The sequence below is a fragment of the Phycicoccus sp. DTK01 genome, from assembly GCF_017312765.1.
In the GTDB taxonomy this organism is placed as follows: domain Bacteria; phylum Actinomycetota; class Actinomycetes; order Actinomycetales; family Dermatophilaceae; genus Phycicoccus; species Phycicoccus jejuensis.
Genome location: NZ_BOPU01000002.1, coordinates 573713 through 586701, shown reverse-complemented (window position 1 = coordinate 586701; position 12989 = coordinate 573713). Strand labels below are relative to the sequence as shown.

At 74.8% G+C, this 12989-nt stretch carries 13 protein-coding genes; 6 read left to right on the top strand and 7 right to left on the bottom strand.

Annotation, left to right across the window (positions count from 1 at the left end):
• Nucleotides 1-361 precede the first annotated feature (361 nt).
• From acs to J3473_RS06540, 3 genes are all read left to right on the top strand, one after another.
• On the top strand, nucleotides 362-2329 hold the full coding sequence (gene acs, locus J3473_RS06550; RefSeq protein WP_207022401.1) for an acetate--CoA ligase: 1968 nt from the start codon (nucleotides 362-364) through the stop codon (nucleotides 2327-2329).
• A gap of 222 nt (nucleotides 2330-2551) precedes the next feature.
• The gene (nhaA, locus tag J3473_RS06545) at nucleotides 2552-3919 is read left to right on the top strand and encodes a Na+/H+ antiporter NhaA (RefSeq protein WP_207022400.1); all 1368 of its coding nucleotides are present in this window, start codon (nucleotides 2552-2554) and stop codon (nucleotides 3917-3919) included.
• 48 nt (nucleotides 3920-3967) lie between these two features.
• The gene (locus J3473_RS06540; RefSeq protein ID WP_207022399.1) at nucleotides 3968-4357 is read left to right on the top strand and encodes a phage holin family protein; all 390 of its coding nucleotides are present in this window, start codon (nucleotides 3968-3970) and stop codon (nucleotides 4355-4357) included.
• A gap of 16 nt (nucleotides 4358-4373) precedes the next feature.
• Here the strand turns inward: J3473_RS06540 and J3473_RS06535 are convergent, their stop codons facing one another.
• Complete coding sequence (locus tag J3473_RS06535; RefSeq protein WP_207022398.1) at nucleotides 4374-5585, bottom strand: MarP family serine protease; 1212 nt, start codon at nucleotides 5583-5585, stop codon at nucleotides 4374-4376.
• Nucleotides 5582-6286: a CoA pyrophosphatase gene (locus J3473_RS06530; protein ID WP_207022397.1), complete on the bottom strand. Its 705-nt coding sequence runs from the start codon at nucleotides 6284-6286 to the stop codon at nucleotides 5582-5584. Before J3473_RS06530 ends, J3473_RS06535 begins: the two co-directional genes overlap by 4 nt.
• Nucleotides 6287-6458: 172 nt before the next feature.
• Here J3473_RS06530 and J3473_RS06525 point away from each other — a divergent pair, with 172 nt between their 5' ends.
• Complete coding sequence (locus tag J3473_RS06525; RefSeq protein ID WP_207022396.1) at nucleotides 6459-8180, top strand: thiamine pyrophosphate-dependent enzyme; 1722 nt, start codon at nucleotides 6459-6461, stop codon at nucleotides 8178-8180.
• A gap of 3 nt (nucleotides 8181-8183) precedes the next feature.
• Here the strand turns inward: J3473_RS06525 and nth are convergent, their stop codons facing one another.
• Complete coding sequence (gene nth, locus J3473_RS06520; protein ID WP_030526532.1) at nucleotides 8184-8972, bottom strand: endonuclease III; 789 nt, start codon at nucleotides 8970-8972, stop codon at nucleotides 8184-8186.
• Between the two features lie 114 nt (nucleotides 8973-9086).
• Here nth and J3473_RS06515 point away from each other — a divergent pair, with 114 nt between their 5' ends.
• On the top strand, nucleotides 9087-9764 hold the full coding sequence (locus J3473_RS06515; RefSeq protein ID WP_286175981.1) for a Crp/Fnr family transcriptional regulator: 678 nt from the start codon (nucleotides 9087-9089) through the stop codon (nucleotides 9762-9764).
• A gap of 124 nt (nucleotides 9765-9888) precedes the next feature.
• Here the strand turns inward: J3473_RS06515 and J3473_RS06510 are convergent, their stop codons facing one another.
• From J3473_RS06510 to J3473_RS06495, 4 genes are all read right to left on the bottom strand, one after another.
• Nucleotides 9889-10725 (bottom strand): MBL fold metallo-hydrolase, encoded by an 837-nt coding sequence (locus tag J3473_RS06510; protein ID WP_207022395.1) that lies wholly within the window; start codon nucleotides 10723-10725, stop codon nucleotides 9889-9891.
• Between the two features lie 95 nt (nucleotides 10726-10820).
• Complete coding sequence (locus J3473_RS06505) at nucleotides 10821-11528, bottom strand: NUDIX domain-containing protein (protein ID WP_242525719.1); 708 nt, start codon at nucleotides 11526-11528, stop codon at nucleotides 10821-10823.
• Complete coding sequence (locus tag J3473_RS06500) at nucleotides 11521-11994, bottom strand: RidA family protein (protein WP_207022394.1); 474 nt, start codon at nucleotides 11992-11994, stop codon at nucleotides 11521-11523. Before J3473_RS06500 ends, J3473_RS06505 begins: the two co-directional genes overlap by 8 nt.
• Nucleotide 11995: 1 nt before the next feature.
• Nucleotides 11996-12148, bottom strand: coding sequence for a DUF4177 domain-containing protein (locus tag J3473_RS06495; RefSeq protein WP_157577275.1), 153 nt, complete (start codon nucleotides 12146-12148; stop codon nucleotides 11996-11998).
• A gap of 47 nt (nucleotides 12149-12195) precedes the next feature.
• Here J3473_RS06495 and J3473_RS06490 point away from each other — a divergent pair, with 47 nt between their 5' ends.
• Complete coding sequence (locus tag J3473_RS06490; RefSeq protein WP_207022393.1) at nucleotides 12196-12984, top strand: S9 family peptidase; 789 nt, start codon at nucleotides 12196-12198, stop codon at nucleotides 12982-12984.
• The last annotated feature ends 5 nt before the right edge of the window (nucleotides 12985-12989 follow it).

Below are 12989 nucleotides of genomic sequence, written 5' to 3'. Positions count from 1 at the left end.
TCGTGGGCCGGACCACCACGGAATCATGCGATCGCACAGAGCGGAACCGTTGACCGTCGTCCTGGGCAACGAGCGCACAGTTTCGCCACCCGGATCCGCGTGTCGCTGGTCAGGATGTCCAGCCGGGCACCGCCCTGTCCCGCCGCCCCGATGCCGCCCCGCCGCCCCCACCTCGCCCCGCCGCCCCACCAGGGCACCCCGGCATGGCGAGACCCCACCGGCGCAGCGAGACCCCACCCCGAGGATCCGCTCGGCGCGCCGCACGCCCCGCTGGACCGGTCCCTCCGGACGGACGGTTGCCTCGGTCGCCGTCGTCGGGTTGGCTGTGGCCGTACCCGCCACTCGACGACGAGGAGGACCCGTGACCGACGACAGCCTGTCGAGCCACCTGCACGAGCTGGACCTGAGCCCCGACCCGGCGTTCGCCGCGCAGGCCAACGGCACCGCGGAGATGTACGACGAGGCCGCGGCCGACCACGAGGGCTTCTGGGCGCGGCAGGCGCGCGAGCGGGTCACCTGGGCGAAGGACTTCGACACCACGCTCGACTGGAGCGAGGCCCCCTTCGCGAAGTGGTTCGTCGGCGGCGAGCTCAACGTCGCGTACAACTGCGTCGACCGCCACGTCGAGGCCGGGAACGGCGACCGCGTCGCCATCCACTTCGAGGGCGAGCAGGGCGACACCCGCACCATCACCTACGCCGACCTCCAGCGCGAGGTGAGCAAGGCCGCCAACGCGCTGGCCTCGCTCGGCGTCTCGACGGGCGACCGCGTCGCGGTCTACATGCCGATGATCCCCGAGACCGTCTTCACGATGCTCGCCTGCGCGCGCCTCGGGGCCCCGCACTCGGTCATCTTCGGCGGCTTCTCGGCCGAGGCCCTGCACACCCGCATCGCCGACGCCGAGGCCAAGGTCGTCGTGACGACCGACGGCCAGTGGCGCCGCGGCAAGCCGGCGCCGCTCAAGGCCGCCGTCGACGCCGCCATCCACCACGGCGACGACGACTCCCCCGTCGAGAAGGTGCTCGTCGTCAAGCGCACCGACACCGAGGTCGAGTGGGACGACGAGCGCGACGTCTGGTGGCACGACCTCGTCGAGGGCCAGCCCGACACGCACGAGGCGGTGCCGGTCGACAGCGAGCACCCGCTCTTCATCCTCTACACCTCCGGGACGACCGGGAAGCCGAAGGGCATCTTCCACACGACCGGCGGCTACCTCACCCAGGCCGCGTACACGAACGCGGTCGTCCACGACCTGCACCCCGAGACCGACGTCTACTGGTGCACCGCCGACGTCGGCTGGGTCACCGGCCACAGCTACATCGTCTACGGGCCGCTGGCCAACGGCGCGACCCAGGTGCTCTACGAGGGCACCCCCGACAGCCCGCACCAGGGCCGCTGGTGGGAGATCGTCGAGAAGTACAAGGTCTCGATCCTCTACACGGCGCCGACCGCGATCCGCACGTTCATGAAGTGGGGCACCGACATCCCCGCCAAGTACGACATGTCCTCGATCCGCGTCCTGGGCAGCGTCGGCGAGCCGATCAACCCCGAGGCGTGGCTCTGGTACCGCAAGCACGTCGGCGGCGACCGGGCGCCCATCGTCGACACGTGGTGGCAGACCGAGACCGGCGCGATCATGATCAGCCCCCTGCCCGGCGTGACGACGCTCGAGCCGGGCTCGGCGCAGCGGCCCATCCCGGGCATCTCGGCCGAGATCCTCGACGACGACGGCAACCCGTTCACCGAGGCCGAGAAGGTCGGCTACCTCGTCCTCACCAAGCCGTGGCCCTCGATGCTGCGCGGGATCTGGGGCGACCCGGAGCGCTATAAGGAGACGTACTGGTCGCGGTTCGGGCCGAAGTACTACTTCGCCGGCGACGGCGCCAAGTACGACGACAAGGGCAACATCTGGCTGCTGGGACGGGTCGACGACGTCATGAACGTCTCCGGCCACCGCCTCTCGACCGCCGAGATCGAGTCGGCCCTCGTGTCGCACCCGTCGGTCGCGGAGGCCGCGGTCGTCGGCGCCGCCGACGAGACGACCGGCCAGGCGGTGTGCGCGTTCGTCATCCTCCGCGGCGGCGCGGCGGACCACGGCGAGGAGACCGTCCAGGAGCTGCGCAACCACGTGGCGAAGGAGATCGGCCCGATCGCCAAGCCGCGCCAGGTGATGATCGTCCAGGAGCTGCCGAAGACGCGCTCGGGCAAGATCATGCGCCGCCTGCTCAAGGACGTCGCCGAGAACCGCGAGGTCGGGGACGTCACGACGCTCGCCGACAGCTCGGTGATGAACCTCATCAAGCAGGGGATGTCCTCCGGCTCCGACTGACGCCGGACCCTCCCGACGGGGCGCCACCCACGGCGGGTGGCGCCCCGTCGCGGGTCCGGCTCCGCGGCCCACGCCTCGACGGGCGGGCGTCCGGCTCGTGGCCGACCGGGAGGGGCCCGCCCGCGCCCCGGTAGACTCGGAAGCGGTGCGCCGGGAAGTCTGGTCGGCAACGACCTCGCCGCGCCCGCCCGCGGCCCCCGCCCCTCCGTCAGGAGCCGCCCGATGACCTCCGCACCGCCCGGCCGCCGCCCCGAGGGCCACCGCCTCCTCTCCCGCCCCTCGACCTGGGCCGAGACCCAGTTCGTCGCCAACGCCCTGCGCACCGAGACCATCGGCGGGGCCGTCCTCCTCGGCGCCGCCGTCGTCGCGATCATCCTCGCCAACAGCCCCCTGAGCGACGCCTACTTCTCGCTGCGCGACACCGAGATCGGCACCGACTGGTTCCACCTGCGCCTCAGCCTCGGCCACTGGGCGGCCGACGGCCTGCTCGCGATCTTCTTCTTCGTCGCCGGGCTCGAGCTCAAGCGCGAGTTCCTCGTCGGCGACCTCCGCTCGCCCGCCAAGGCGGCCGTGCCGGTCGTCGCCGCGTTCTGCGGCGTCGCCGTCCCCGCCGTCGTCTTCGTCGGCGTCGTCACCCTCATGGGGGGCGAGGGGGACGCGCTGCAGGGCTGGGCCATCCCGACGGCCACCGACATCGCCTTCGCCCTCGCGGTGCTCGCGGTCATCGGCTCGCACCTGCCGTCCGGGCTGCGCTCGTTCCTCCTCACGCTCGCCGTCGTCGACGACCTCATCGCCATCACGATCATCGCGGTCTTCTACACCTCCGACCTCGACCCGATGATGCTCCTCCTCGGGCTCGTGCCGCTCGCCGCGTTCGCGGCCCTCGTCCAGCGCCGGATCGCGGCCTGGTGGCTGCTCGTGCCGCTCGCCGCGCTCACCTGGGCCTTCGTCCATGCCTCCGGCGTCCACGCCACCGTGGCCGGCGTCCTCCTCGGGCTCGTCGTCCCGGTCCGCCCGCGCAAGCGCGGGGTGCCCGCGGTGAGCACGCTGCCGGCCGACACCGACGTCGCGCACCGCTTCGAGCACCGCATCCGCCCGCTGTCGGCCGGCGTCGCGGTGCCCGTGTTCGCGTTCTTCGCCTCCGGCGTGGCGGTGCTCGGCGGCGGTTTCGGCGAGACGCTGCGCGACCCGGTGGCCATCGGCGTCGTCGCCGGCCTCGTCGTCGGCAAGCTCGTCGGCGTCCTCGGGTCGACCTACCTCATGGCCCGGTTCACCCGCGCCCGGCTCGACGACGACCTCGCGTGGTCCGACATCGCCGGCCTCGCCATCCTCACCGGGGTCGGGTTCACGGTCTCGCTGCTCGTCGGCGAGCTCGCCTTCGGGGCCGGCTCCGCGCGCGACGAGCACGTCAAGCTCGGCATCCTCCTCGGGTCGCTCACCGCGGCCGCGCTCGCGTCGGTCATCCTCCGGCGGCGCAACGCCGTCTACCGGCGCATCCACGAGCAGGAGACCCGCGACGACGACGGCGACGGCGTGCCGGACTGCTTCCAGGAGGAGCACGCGGGCCCCGGCTCCACGAGCACTCGGTAAGGTCGGCACGTACCGCTCCGCAGGACCCACGACACGAGCTGAGGACGCATGGCACCCGAGAGCACCGAGCGCACCATCGGACAGCTCGTCGCCGACGCGACGCACGACGTCCAGGGCATCGTCAAGGGCGAGATCGCCCTGGCCAAGGCCGAGGTCGCGCAGGGCGCCAAGAAGGTCGGCGTCGGGGCCGGGCTGCTCGCCGGGGCGGCGTTCGTCGGCCTGCTCGGGCTGGTCTTCCTCTTCCACACCCTCGCCCAGGTCCTCGCGATCTGGCTGCCCCTGTGGGCCGGCTACCTCATCGTCACGGTGCTGATGTTCGTCGTCGCCGGAGTGCTCGCCCTCCTCGGCAAGAACGCGCTGCAGAAGGCGAAGCCCGCGCCCGAGAAGGCCATCGCCCAGGGCAAGGAAACGGTGGCCGCGCTCAAGCACCAGGGCTGAGCGCCGGCCGGTCCGCTCAGGCCGCCCCGCGGCACTGGCCGGTCGAGACCGTCGGGTCGCCGACCGACGAGCCGCGCACGACGGGCGCGAGCTCTGAGTACGTCATCGCGTACCCGGTCTGCGGGTCGTCGAGCGAGGTCGCGAAGACCATCCCCACGACGTGGCCCTCGGGGTCGACCATCGGGCCGCCGGAGGCGCCGCGGCGGACCTCGGCCCGCAGGGAGTAGATCTGGCGGACCGTGCCGTCGCCGCCGTAGATGTCGCCGCCCTTCGCCTCGAGGACGCTGCGGACCCGGGCCGGCCCGACCCAGAGGCCGTGGTCGCCGGGGAAGCCCGCGAGCACGGCGTCGTCGCCCCGGCCCAGCGCGTCACCGCGGGTCAGCGCGGGCGCGTCGAGCTTCGAGGTGACGACGACGGCGACGTCGCGGTCGGGGTCGAAGCGCACGACCCGGCCGGTCACCTCCGGGCCCGTGCCGCGCACGCTGAGCCGCACCGTCCGCGCCCCCGCGACGACGTGCGCGTTGGTGACGACGACCCCCGGCGAGAGCACCCACCCGGAGCCCACCTGGGTCTGCCCGCACCGCGGCGAGGAGGCCCGCACGTGGACGACCGAGCGCAGCGCCCGCGACACGACGGCGTCCTCGACGAGCGCGCGGTCAGGCGCCTGCACCGAGGCGATCGGCTCGGGCCCCAGCCCCTCGAAGACGCGGGGGAAGCCGCCGCGGTCGAGGGCCTCGGTGAGGTCGTCGACGAGGGTCTGCGCCGAGCGCGGCACGACGGCGTCGACCGTGCGCACGACTGCCGAGGAGGCGATGGCGTTGCGCAGGCCCACCGGGCCGCTGACGCGCGCGGCCCCGGCGACCACCCAGACGACGAGGACGGACGCCACGAGCACCGCGACCGCGCCGAGGAGGTTGTCGACGAGCCGCAGCCCGGCCATCCCGATGACGGTGCGGACCCGCGAGGCGAGCAGGAGCATGAGCCACTGCCCGAGCGTCGCGGCGACGAGGACGATCCCGATGAGCAGGAGCGTCCCGGCCGGGCTGCCGAGGTCGATGCCGCCCCGGCCGTCGATCAGCCCCGGGGCGACCTTGACCGCGGCGAAGGCCCCGGCGAGCAGCCCGACGAGCCCGAGGACGGCGGCGACCAGCCCCTGGCGCCATCCGCTCCAGGCGTAGGCGAGCAGGACGAGGGCGAGGACGACGTCGAGGACGGTCGAGCCGGTCACGGCGCGTCCTCGGTCTCCGGCGGGTCGGGGCGCTCCTCGGCCCCGCGCATCCACGGGGAGCGCACGCGGTCGGGCAGCGCCCGCTCGTGGGCGTGGTCCCACGGCCGGGTCAGGCCGGCGAGGTCGAGGAGGGTGTCGAGGAGCATCGCGGTGAAGCCCCAGACGAAGAGGCCGTCCACCTCGAACCCGGGGCCCCGGTAGGGGCCGAAGACGGTGGTGAAGCGGTGGCGGGGGTCGAGCAGGTCCTCGACCGCCACGCGGTCGACGCGCGCGACCTCGGCGGTGTCGACGACCCCGACCGGCACCGGGCGCGGCCACCAGCCGAGGACCGGGGTCACGGCGTTGCCGCTCGGTGCCAGGTGCAGCGCCGGCAGGGCCGCGAGCACCTCGACACCCGCCGGCTCGAGACCGACCTCCTCCTGCGCCTCGCGCAGGGCCGCGCCGACCGGGCCGTCGTCACCGGGGTCCATCCGGCCGCCGGGGAAGGAGACCTGCCCCGGGTGCGAGCGCAGCGTGTGCGCGCGCTCGGTGAGGACGACGTCGGTGCGCCCGTCGGGGCCGGGGCCGAAGAGCACGAGGACCGCCGAGGACCGGGCACCCTCCGGGGGCGCCGGGTGCTCGGCGAACCAGGGGTGGGCCGCGACGTCCGCCCGGGTGGCGAGCCGCCTCAGCCACGCGGGTGCGGAGGTCATGGGCGTCATCGTAGGCACGCCGGATGTGCGTGACCCGGGAGTCCGCCGGGAGCGCCCGGGCGCGGGCGCGACCGGCCCGGCGGTGTCGCGGGCGGCCGCGCGGGGTAGCGCTGAGGTGACGGGCCGGGCACCGCCCCGCGCGGCGCCCGGTCCACACCCATCCGCCACCGGGAGGACCCCCATGAGCACCGTCGCCGAGCACATCGTCACCGCCCTCGCCGAGCACGGCGTCACGCACGTCTGGGGTGTCGTCGGCGACGCCCTCAACCCGCTGACCGACGCCATCCGCCGGGAGGAGCGGGTCGAGTGGGTGGGCGTGCGGCACGAGGAGGTGGGCGCCTTCGCGGCGAGCGCCCAGGCGCAGCTCGGCGCCCCGCTGGGCGTCGTCATGGGCACGGTCGGGCCGGGCTCGGTCCACCTGCTCAACGGTCTCTACGACGCGAAGAAGTCGCACGCGCCGGTGCTCGCGATCTGCGGCCAGGTGCCGTCGGGCGACATCGGCACCGACTTCTTCCAGGAGGTCGACAACGACGTCCTGTTCTCGGACGTCGCGGTGTGGGCCCGCACGCTCACCTCCGTCGAGCAGCTGCCGCACGTCCTCGAGCAGGGCGTCAACGCGGCGCTCGCGCAGGGCGGCGTCGCGGTCCTGACGATCCCCGGGGACGTCGGTGACCTCGAGCTGCCGCAGGACACCCCGCTCCCCCGCTTCGCCCCGGCCGGGGTGCCCGCCCCGGCGCCCGAGGTGCAGGTCGCCGCCGTCGCCGAGCTGCTCGCGGGCGACGCCGAGGTCACGCTGCTCGTCGGGCACGGCGCCCTCGGTGCGCGCGAGGAGGTGCTCGAGCTCGCCGAACGCCTCGCGGCCCCGATGGTCCTCACCCTCAAGGCCAAGGAGGGGCTCGAGCGCGACAACCCCTACGAGGTCGGCCAGTCCGGGCTCATCGGCAACCCGGCCGCCGCGCACGCGATGGACTCCTGCGACGTCCTCGTGCTCATCGGCAGCGACTTCCCCTACCGCGACTGGTACCCGAGCGGGAAGACCGTCGTGCAGCTCGACGTGCGCGGCTCGCACATCGGTCGGCGCGTGCCCGTCGACCTCGCGCTCGTCGGCGACGCCGCGGGGACGCTGCGGGCCCTGCTGCCCCGCCTCACCCCGCGCACGGACCGCGGCCACCTCGACGCGGCCCGTCGCGAGTACGAGCAGTGGCACGAGCGGCAGCGCTCGCTGCTCGACCCGGGCCACGACCGGCGCCTGCTCGGCCGGGTGCGCGCGGTCTTCGACAACCCGGACACCCGGATCCGGCCCGAGGCCGTCGCCGACGCGGTCGACCGGCACGCCGCCGACGACGCCGTCCTCACCGCCGACACCGGCATGTCGACGGCCTGGGTCGCGCGCCACGTGACGATGCGCGGCACCCGCCGCCTCGTCGGGTCCTTCAACCTCGGGTCGATGGCCAACGCGGTGCCGATGGCCCTCGGCGCGTCGGCGCTCGACCGTGACCGCCAGGTCGTCGCGATGGCCGGCGACGGCGGCCTGATGATGCTGCTCGGCGACCTGCGCACGGCCGTCACCTACCGGCTGCCGGTCACCGTCGTCGTCTTCGACAACGGGCGGCTCGGGATGGTCAAGCTCGAGCAGGAGCAGGGCGGCCTGCCCGAGTTCGGCACCGAGCTGGACAACCCCGACCTCGCCGCGGTGGCCACGGCGATGGGCCTGACCGCGCGGCGGGTCGAGGACCCCGCCGACCTCGACGACGCCGTGCGGTGGGCGCTCGGGCACGACGGGCCGACGCTCCTCGACGTCGTCACCAACCCCGACGAGGTCGCGGTGCCGCCGAAGCCGACCGTCTCGCAGGGCTGGGGCTTCGCCATCGCGAAGACGAAGGAGGCGTTCGAGAGCCGGTGAGGGTCAGGCGTCGTCGGGCAGAGGGCCCGGTGGGGGGTCGGGCAGGACGGCGCCCGGGGCCAGCTCGAACTTGAGGAGCTTCGCGGCCTTCTCGGGGTCGGTCTCGCCCTCGCCGTACGCGGGGCACCACCGGGTGACCGGGCAGGCGCCGCACGCCGGCTTGCGCGCGAAGCAGGTGCGCCGGCCGTGGAAGATGACGACGTGGCTGAGCATCGTCCAGTCGCTCTTCGGGATGATCGCGGCGACGTCGGCCTCGACCTTGACCGGGTCGGTCTCCTGCGTCCAGCCCCACCGCCGGACGAGGCGGCCGAAGTGCGTGTCGACGGTGATGCCGGGGACACCGAAGGCGTTGCCCAGCACGACGTTCGCCGTCTTGCGGCCGACCCCCGGGAGCGTCACGAGGTCCTCGAGCCGGCCGGGGACCTCGCCCCCGTACCTCTCGACGACGGCCTGGGCGAGGGTGATGACCGAGTTGGTCTTGGCCCGGAAGAAGCCGGTGGGCCGCAGGACGGCCTCCATCTCGGCCCGGTCGGCCGCCGCGAGCGCCTCGGCGGTGGGCCAGCGCGAGAAGAGGGTCGGCGTCACCGTGTTGACCATGACGTCGGTGGTCTGCGCGGAGAGGACGGTGGCCACGAGCAGCTGCAGCGGCGTCTCGAAGTCGAGCTCGCAGTGGGCGTAGGGGTACCGGTCCAGCAGAGCGCGGTACGTGCGGCGGGCACGGCGGGTGCGGGCGACCGGCGACTCGTCACCGGTGGCCGCGCGGCGGACGGCGGGCGAGGGACGGACGGGCACGGCGACAGCCTAGGGCCGGGCCCCGACAGACCACCCCTGGCGACCGGTCCGGGCGCTGCCCGGGGGCCGCGACCACCCGGCCCCCGACCTGCCCGTTCTGGCACACTGTCCGACGTGGACCACGACGTCGTGCGCAAAGCCCCGCTCCTGTCCCCCCTCGACGACGGTGCGGCGGAGGGGCTCATCGCGCAGATGAACCCCTCGCGGCTCGAGCGCGGCGACGTCCTCTTCCACGAGGGCGACCAGGGCGACCGGCTCTACGTCATCGGCGAGGGCAAGATCAAGCTCGGGCGCACGAGCACCGACGGCCGCGAGAACCTCCTGGCCATCCTCGGCCCCGGCGAGATGTTCGGCGAGCTCTCGCTCTTCGACCCCGGGCCCCGCACGGCCACCGCGACCGCCGTCGCCGAGACCCAGCTGCTCTCGATGGGCCACGAGCAGCTCAAGGACTTCCTCCACGAGCGCCCCGGTGTCGCGCTCACCCTGCTCAGCGCGCTGGCCCGCCGGCTGCGCCGCACCAACGACGTCCTCGCCGACCTCGTCTTCACCGACGTCCCCGGTCGCGTCGCCAAGGCCCTGCTCGACCTCGCCAAGCGCTTCGGCCGCCCGGTCGAGGAGGGTGTCATGGTCTCGCACGACCTCACCCAGGAGGAGCTCGCGCAGCTCGTCGGCGCCTCCCGCGAGACGGTCAACAAGGCGCTCGCCGACTTCGCCTCGCGCGGGTGGCTGCGCCTCGAGGCGCGCGCCGTCCTCCTCATGGACGTCGAGCGCCTGCGCCGCCGCGCCCGCTGACCCGCCTCACCCCCTCGCCCCACCCGTCACGCGCGTATCGGGTCACCCGATACGGGCGCGCTCTCCCCCGGAACGGTTCCCGGGTGAAGCGCAGGCGTATCGGGTCACCCGATACGCATGGGGTTCACCAGGGGATGCCCAGGTGGTCCAGCTGCGCGCGGATGGACATCCGCGCCGCCGGCCACACGTCCGGTGACACCTCGGCGTAGACGCGCCGCAGCACGCCCTCGACCGGGTCCGCCTCGGCCGCCGCGCCGTCGCGCAGCGCCTGCCGGACCTGCTCGAGCCGCTGCGCGCGGTGCGTCCGGTAGAACGCCACCATCGCCGCGGCGTCCGGGACGAGCGGGCCGTGCCCGGGGAGGATGCGCGTCACGTCGCCGTCCCCGGTGAGCGCGGCGATCCGCTCGAGCGACGCGAGGTAGGCGTCCAGCTCGCCGTCGGGGTGCGCGACCACGGTCGTCCCGCGGCCGAGCACCGTGTCGCCAGTGAGAAGCGCGTGGTCTGCCGGCAGGGCGAACGACACCGAGTCGGCGGTATGCCCCGGCGTCGCGACGACGCGCAGCTCGAGGCCGCCCACCGCGAGCACGTCCCCGTCGCCGAGGTCGTCGTGGCCGGCGCCGACCGCCCGCGTCGGGGCACCGGACAGCTCGGCGAAACGCGGGGCGGCCTCGGCGTGGTCGTGGTGGCCGTGGGTGAGGACGGTCAGCCCGACGCGCGCCCCGCGGGAGGCCACGAGGTCGAGGACCGCGCGCAGGTGCGCGTCACCGTGCGGCCCGGGGTCGACGACGACGGCCTCGCTCGAGCCCGGCTCGAGCAGCACCCAGGTGTTCGTGCCGTCGAGGGTCATCGGGCCGGGGTTGGGCGCGAGGACGCAGTGCGCCCGCTCGCCCACCGCTCCCCCGTCCCAAAGGTCCCGCACCGAGGCCGGCGGCTGCGCGGGGGACGATGACGACGGGGTCATCCGCCCACCCTAGGCCCGCCTTCTCCCCGTGACCTGCGCTGCTGCGGGTGCGGTCGCACGCGGACCCGCGCAGGTCGCGGGGAGGACGGACGGGGTCAGAGCGCCGTGACGAGGACGAGCGTGCCGTCCGGGTCCTGCTCGAGCACCGGCACGACGCGGCGGATGTCGGGGCGGTCGGCGAGGAAGGCCGCGGCGGAGTCGAAGCGCTCCAGCGCCTCGAGGGCCCAGACCTGCGGCGGCATCATCCGCACCTCGCCCCGCCCGGCGCGCTGCAGCAGGACCGACGCGCGGGCCCAACCGCCGCCGTCGCTCTCGCCGCTCGTCTCGCGGGCCTCCTGACCCTCCGGCATGCCGGCGGCGAGGATCCACGTGTCGTAGCGCCGCGGCTCGAACGCCGGCGTGACCCAGTGGCCGCGGCCGCGCAGCGCCGCGACCTCGACCCGCACGCCGCACTCCTCCTCGACCTCGCGGACGGCGGCCGCCGCGAAGGGCGCGGCCTCCGCCGGCGTCACGCCGAGGTGCGCGGCGAGGTCGGCGAGCCCGGGGGTCGCGGGGTCGAGCCCGGCGTCGGCGGGGTCGACGCGCCCGCCGGGGAAGACGACCATCGACGGCGCGAAGGCCATCGTGGCCACGCGCCGCTGGACGTAGACCTCCGGCCCGGCGTCGGTGTCGCGCACGAGCATCACCGTCGCGGCCGGCCGCGGCTCGGGCCCGTCGCCGGACCCCGCCTCGACCCAGGCGCGGGCCCGCTCGAGCAGGCCGGCGTCGCGCACCGGGCGGCGCAGGACGGTCGGCTCAGTCACGGACGTGGGCGATGACCTCGACCTCGACCGGGGCGCCGAGCGGCAGCGCCGCGACCCCCACGGCCGAGCGGGCGTGGACCCCGGCGTCGCCGAAGACCTTGCCGAACAGCTCGCTCGCGCCGTTGACGACACCGGGCTGACCGGTGAAGGACGGGTCGGAGGCGACGAAGCCGGTGACCTTGACGATGCGCTCGACGCGGTCGAGGTCGCCGACGACGGACCGGATCGCCGCGATGGCGTTGAGCGCGCAGACGGCCGCGAGCTCGGCCGCCTTCTCGGGCGTCACGAGGCCGACGAGCTCGCCGACCTGGCCGGTCGCGGGCAGCACGCCCTCGACGAACGGCACCTGCCCCGAGACGTAGACCCGCGAGCCGTCGAGCACCGCCGGGACGTAGGCCGCGAGCGGCGGCACGACCTCGGGGAGGGTGAGGCCCAGCTCGGCGAGGCGGTCCTCGACGGCACCCATGTCAGGCCTTCGCGCGCTTGAGGTAGGCGACGAGGTTGCCCTCGGGCATCGCGAGGACCTGGACGAGCTCCCAGCCGTCCTCACCCCACTGGTCGAGGATCTGCTTCGTCGCGTGGACGATGAGCGGTACGGTCGCGTACTCCCACTTCTGCATGCGCGCCACCCTAACCGCGGGGCCGGTCCGCGGCTACGGTGGCCGTGATGAGCGACGACGTCATGAGCCGACCCGCCCGCCAGCCCGACCGCACCGAGGTGACCGGGCCGGAGCAGACCGACGTCTACGACGTGTTCGAGCCCGACCCGCACCGGGCCCGCGGCTACACCGTCGCCCTCGTCCACGGCGGCTTCTGGCGGCCCACCCACGACCGCACCCACCTCGGCCCCCTGGCCGAGGCGCTGTCGCGCGACGGCTTCCACGTCGTCAACCTCGAGTACCCGCGGCCCGGGATGCCGGGCGGCGGCTGGCCCGGCACCGCCGACGCGCTGCTCGCCAACCTCGCGGCCGCCCACGCCGACACCGACCTGCCCGACGCCGTCGTGCTCGTCGGGCACTCGGCGGGCGGCCACCTCGTGACGTGGCTCGCCTCCGAGGACCGCGTCCCCGACCTCCTCGGCGCCGTCGCGCTCGGGCCGGTCGCGGACCTCGCGACGGCCGACCGGCTGCACCTCGGCGACGACGCCGCCCGCGCCTTCCTCGGCGGCTCCCCCGACGAGGTCCCCGACGCCTGGGCCGCCGCCGACCCCGGCCGGCTGCGCCTCACCGCCCCGGTCGCGCTCGTCAGCGGCGAGCACGACGACATCGTGCCGCCAGAGGTCGCCGAGGCCTACGCCGCGACCCGCACCGCGGACGACGCGAAGGCCACGACCGCCCTGGCCCGCGGCGCGGACCACTTCGACCTCGTCGACCCCGAGCACCCCGCGTACCTCCTGCTGCTCGCCGAGGTCGAGGAGCTCACCCTCGGCCGCGGCGGCCCGCACCACCCGGCCTGAGGGCC

Bases quoted from the DNA above. Each gene is read 5' to 3' on its own strand.
- nhaA (WP_207022400.1), top strand. From the start codon at position 2,552: ATGACCTCCGCACCGCCCGGCCGCCGCCCCGAGGGCCACCGCCTCCTC.
- J3473_RS06540 (WP_207022399.1), top strand. From the start codon at position 3,968: ATGGCACCCGAGAGCACCGAGCGCACCATCGGACAGCTCGTCGCCGAC.
- J3473_RS06530 (WP_207022397.1), bottom strand. From the start codon at position 6,286: ATGACGCCCATGACCTCCGCACCCGCGTGGCTGAGGCGGCTCGCCACC.
- J3473_RS06525 (WP_207022396.1), top strand. From the start codon at position 6,459: ATGAGCACCGTCGCCGAGCACATCGTCACCGCCCTCGCCGAGCACGGC.
- J3473_RS06510 (WP_207022395.1), bottom strand. From the start codon at position 10,725: ATGACCCCGTCGTCATCGTCCCCCGCGCAGCCGCCGGCCTCGGTGCGG.
- J3473_RS06500 (WP_207022394.1), bottom strand. From the start codon at position 11,994: ATGGGTGCCGTCGAGGACCGCCTCGCCGAGCTGGGCCTCACCCTCCCC.
- J3473_RS06495 (WP_157577275.1), bottom strand. From the start codon at position 12,148: ATGCAGAAGTGGGAGTACGCGACCGTACCGCTCATCGTCCACGCGACG.
- J3473_RS06490 (WP_207022393.1), top strand. From the start codon at position 12,196: ATGAGCGACGACGTCATGAGCCGACCCGCCCGCCAGCCCGACCGCACC.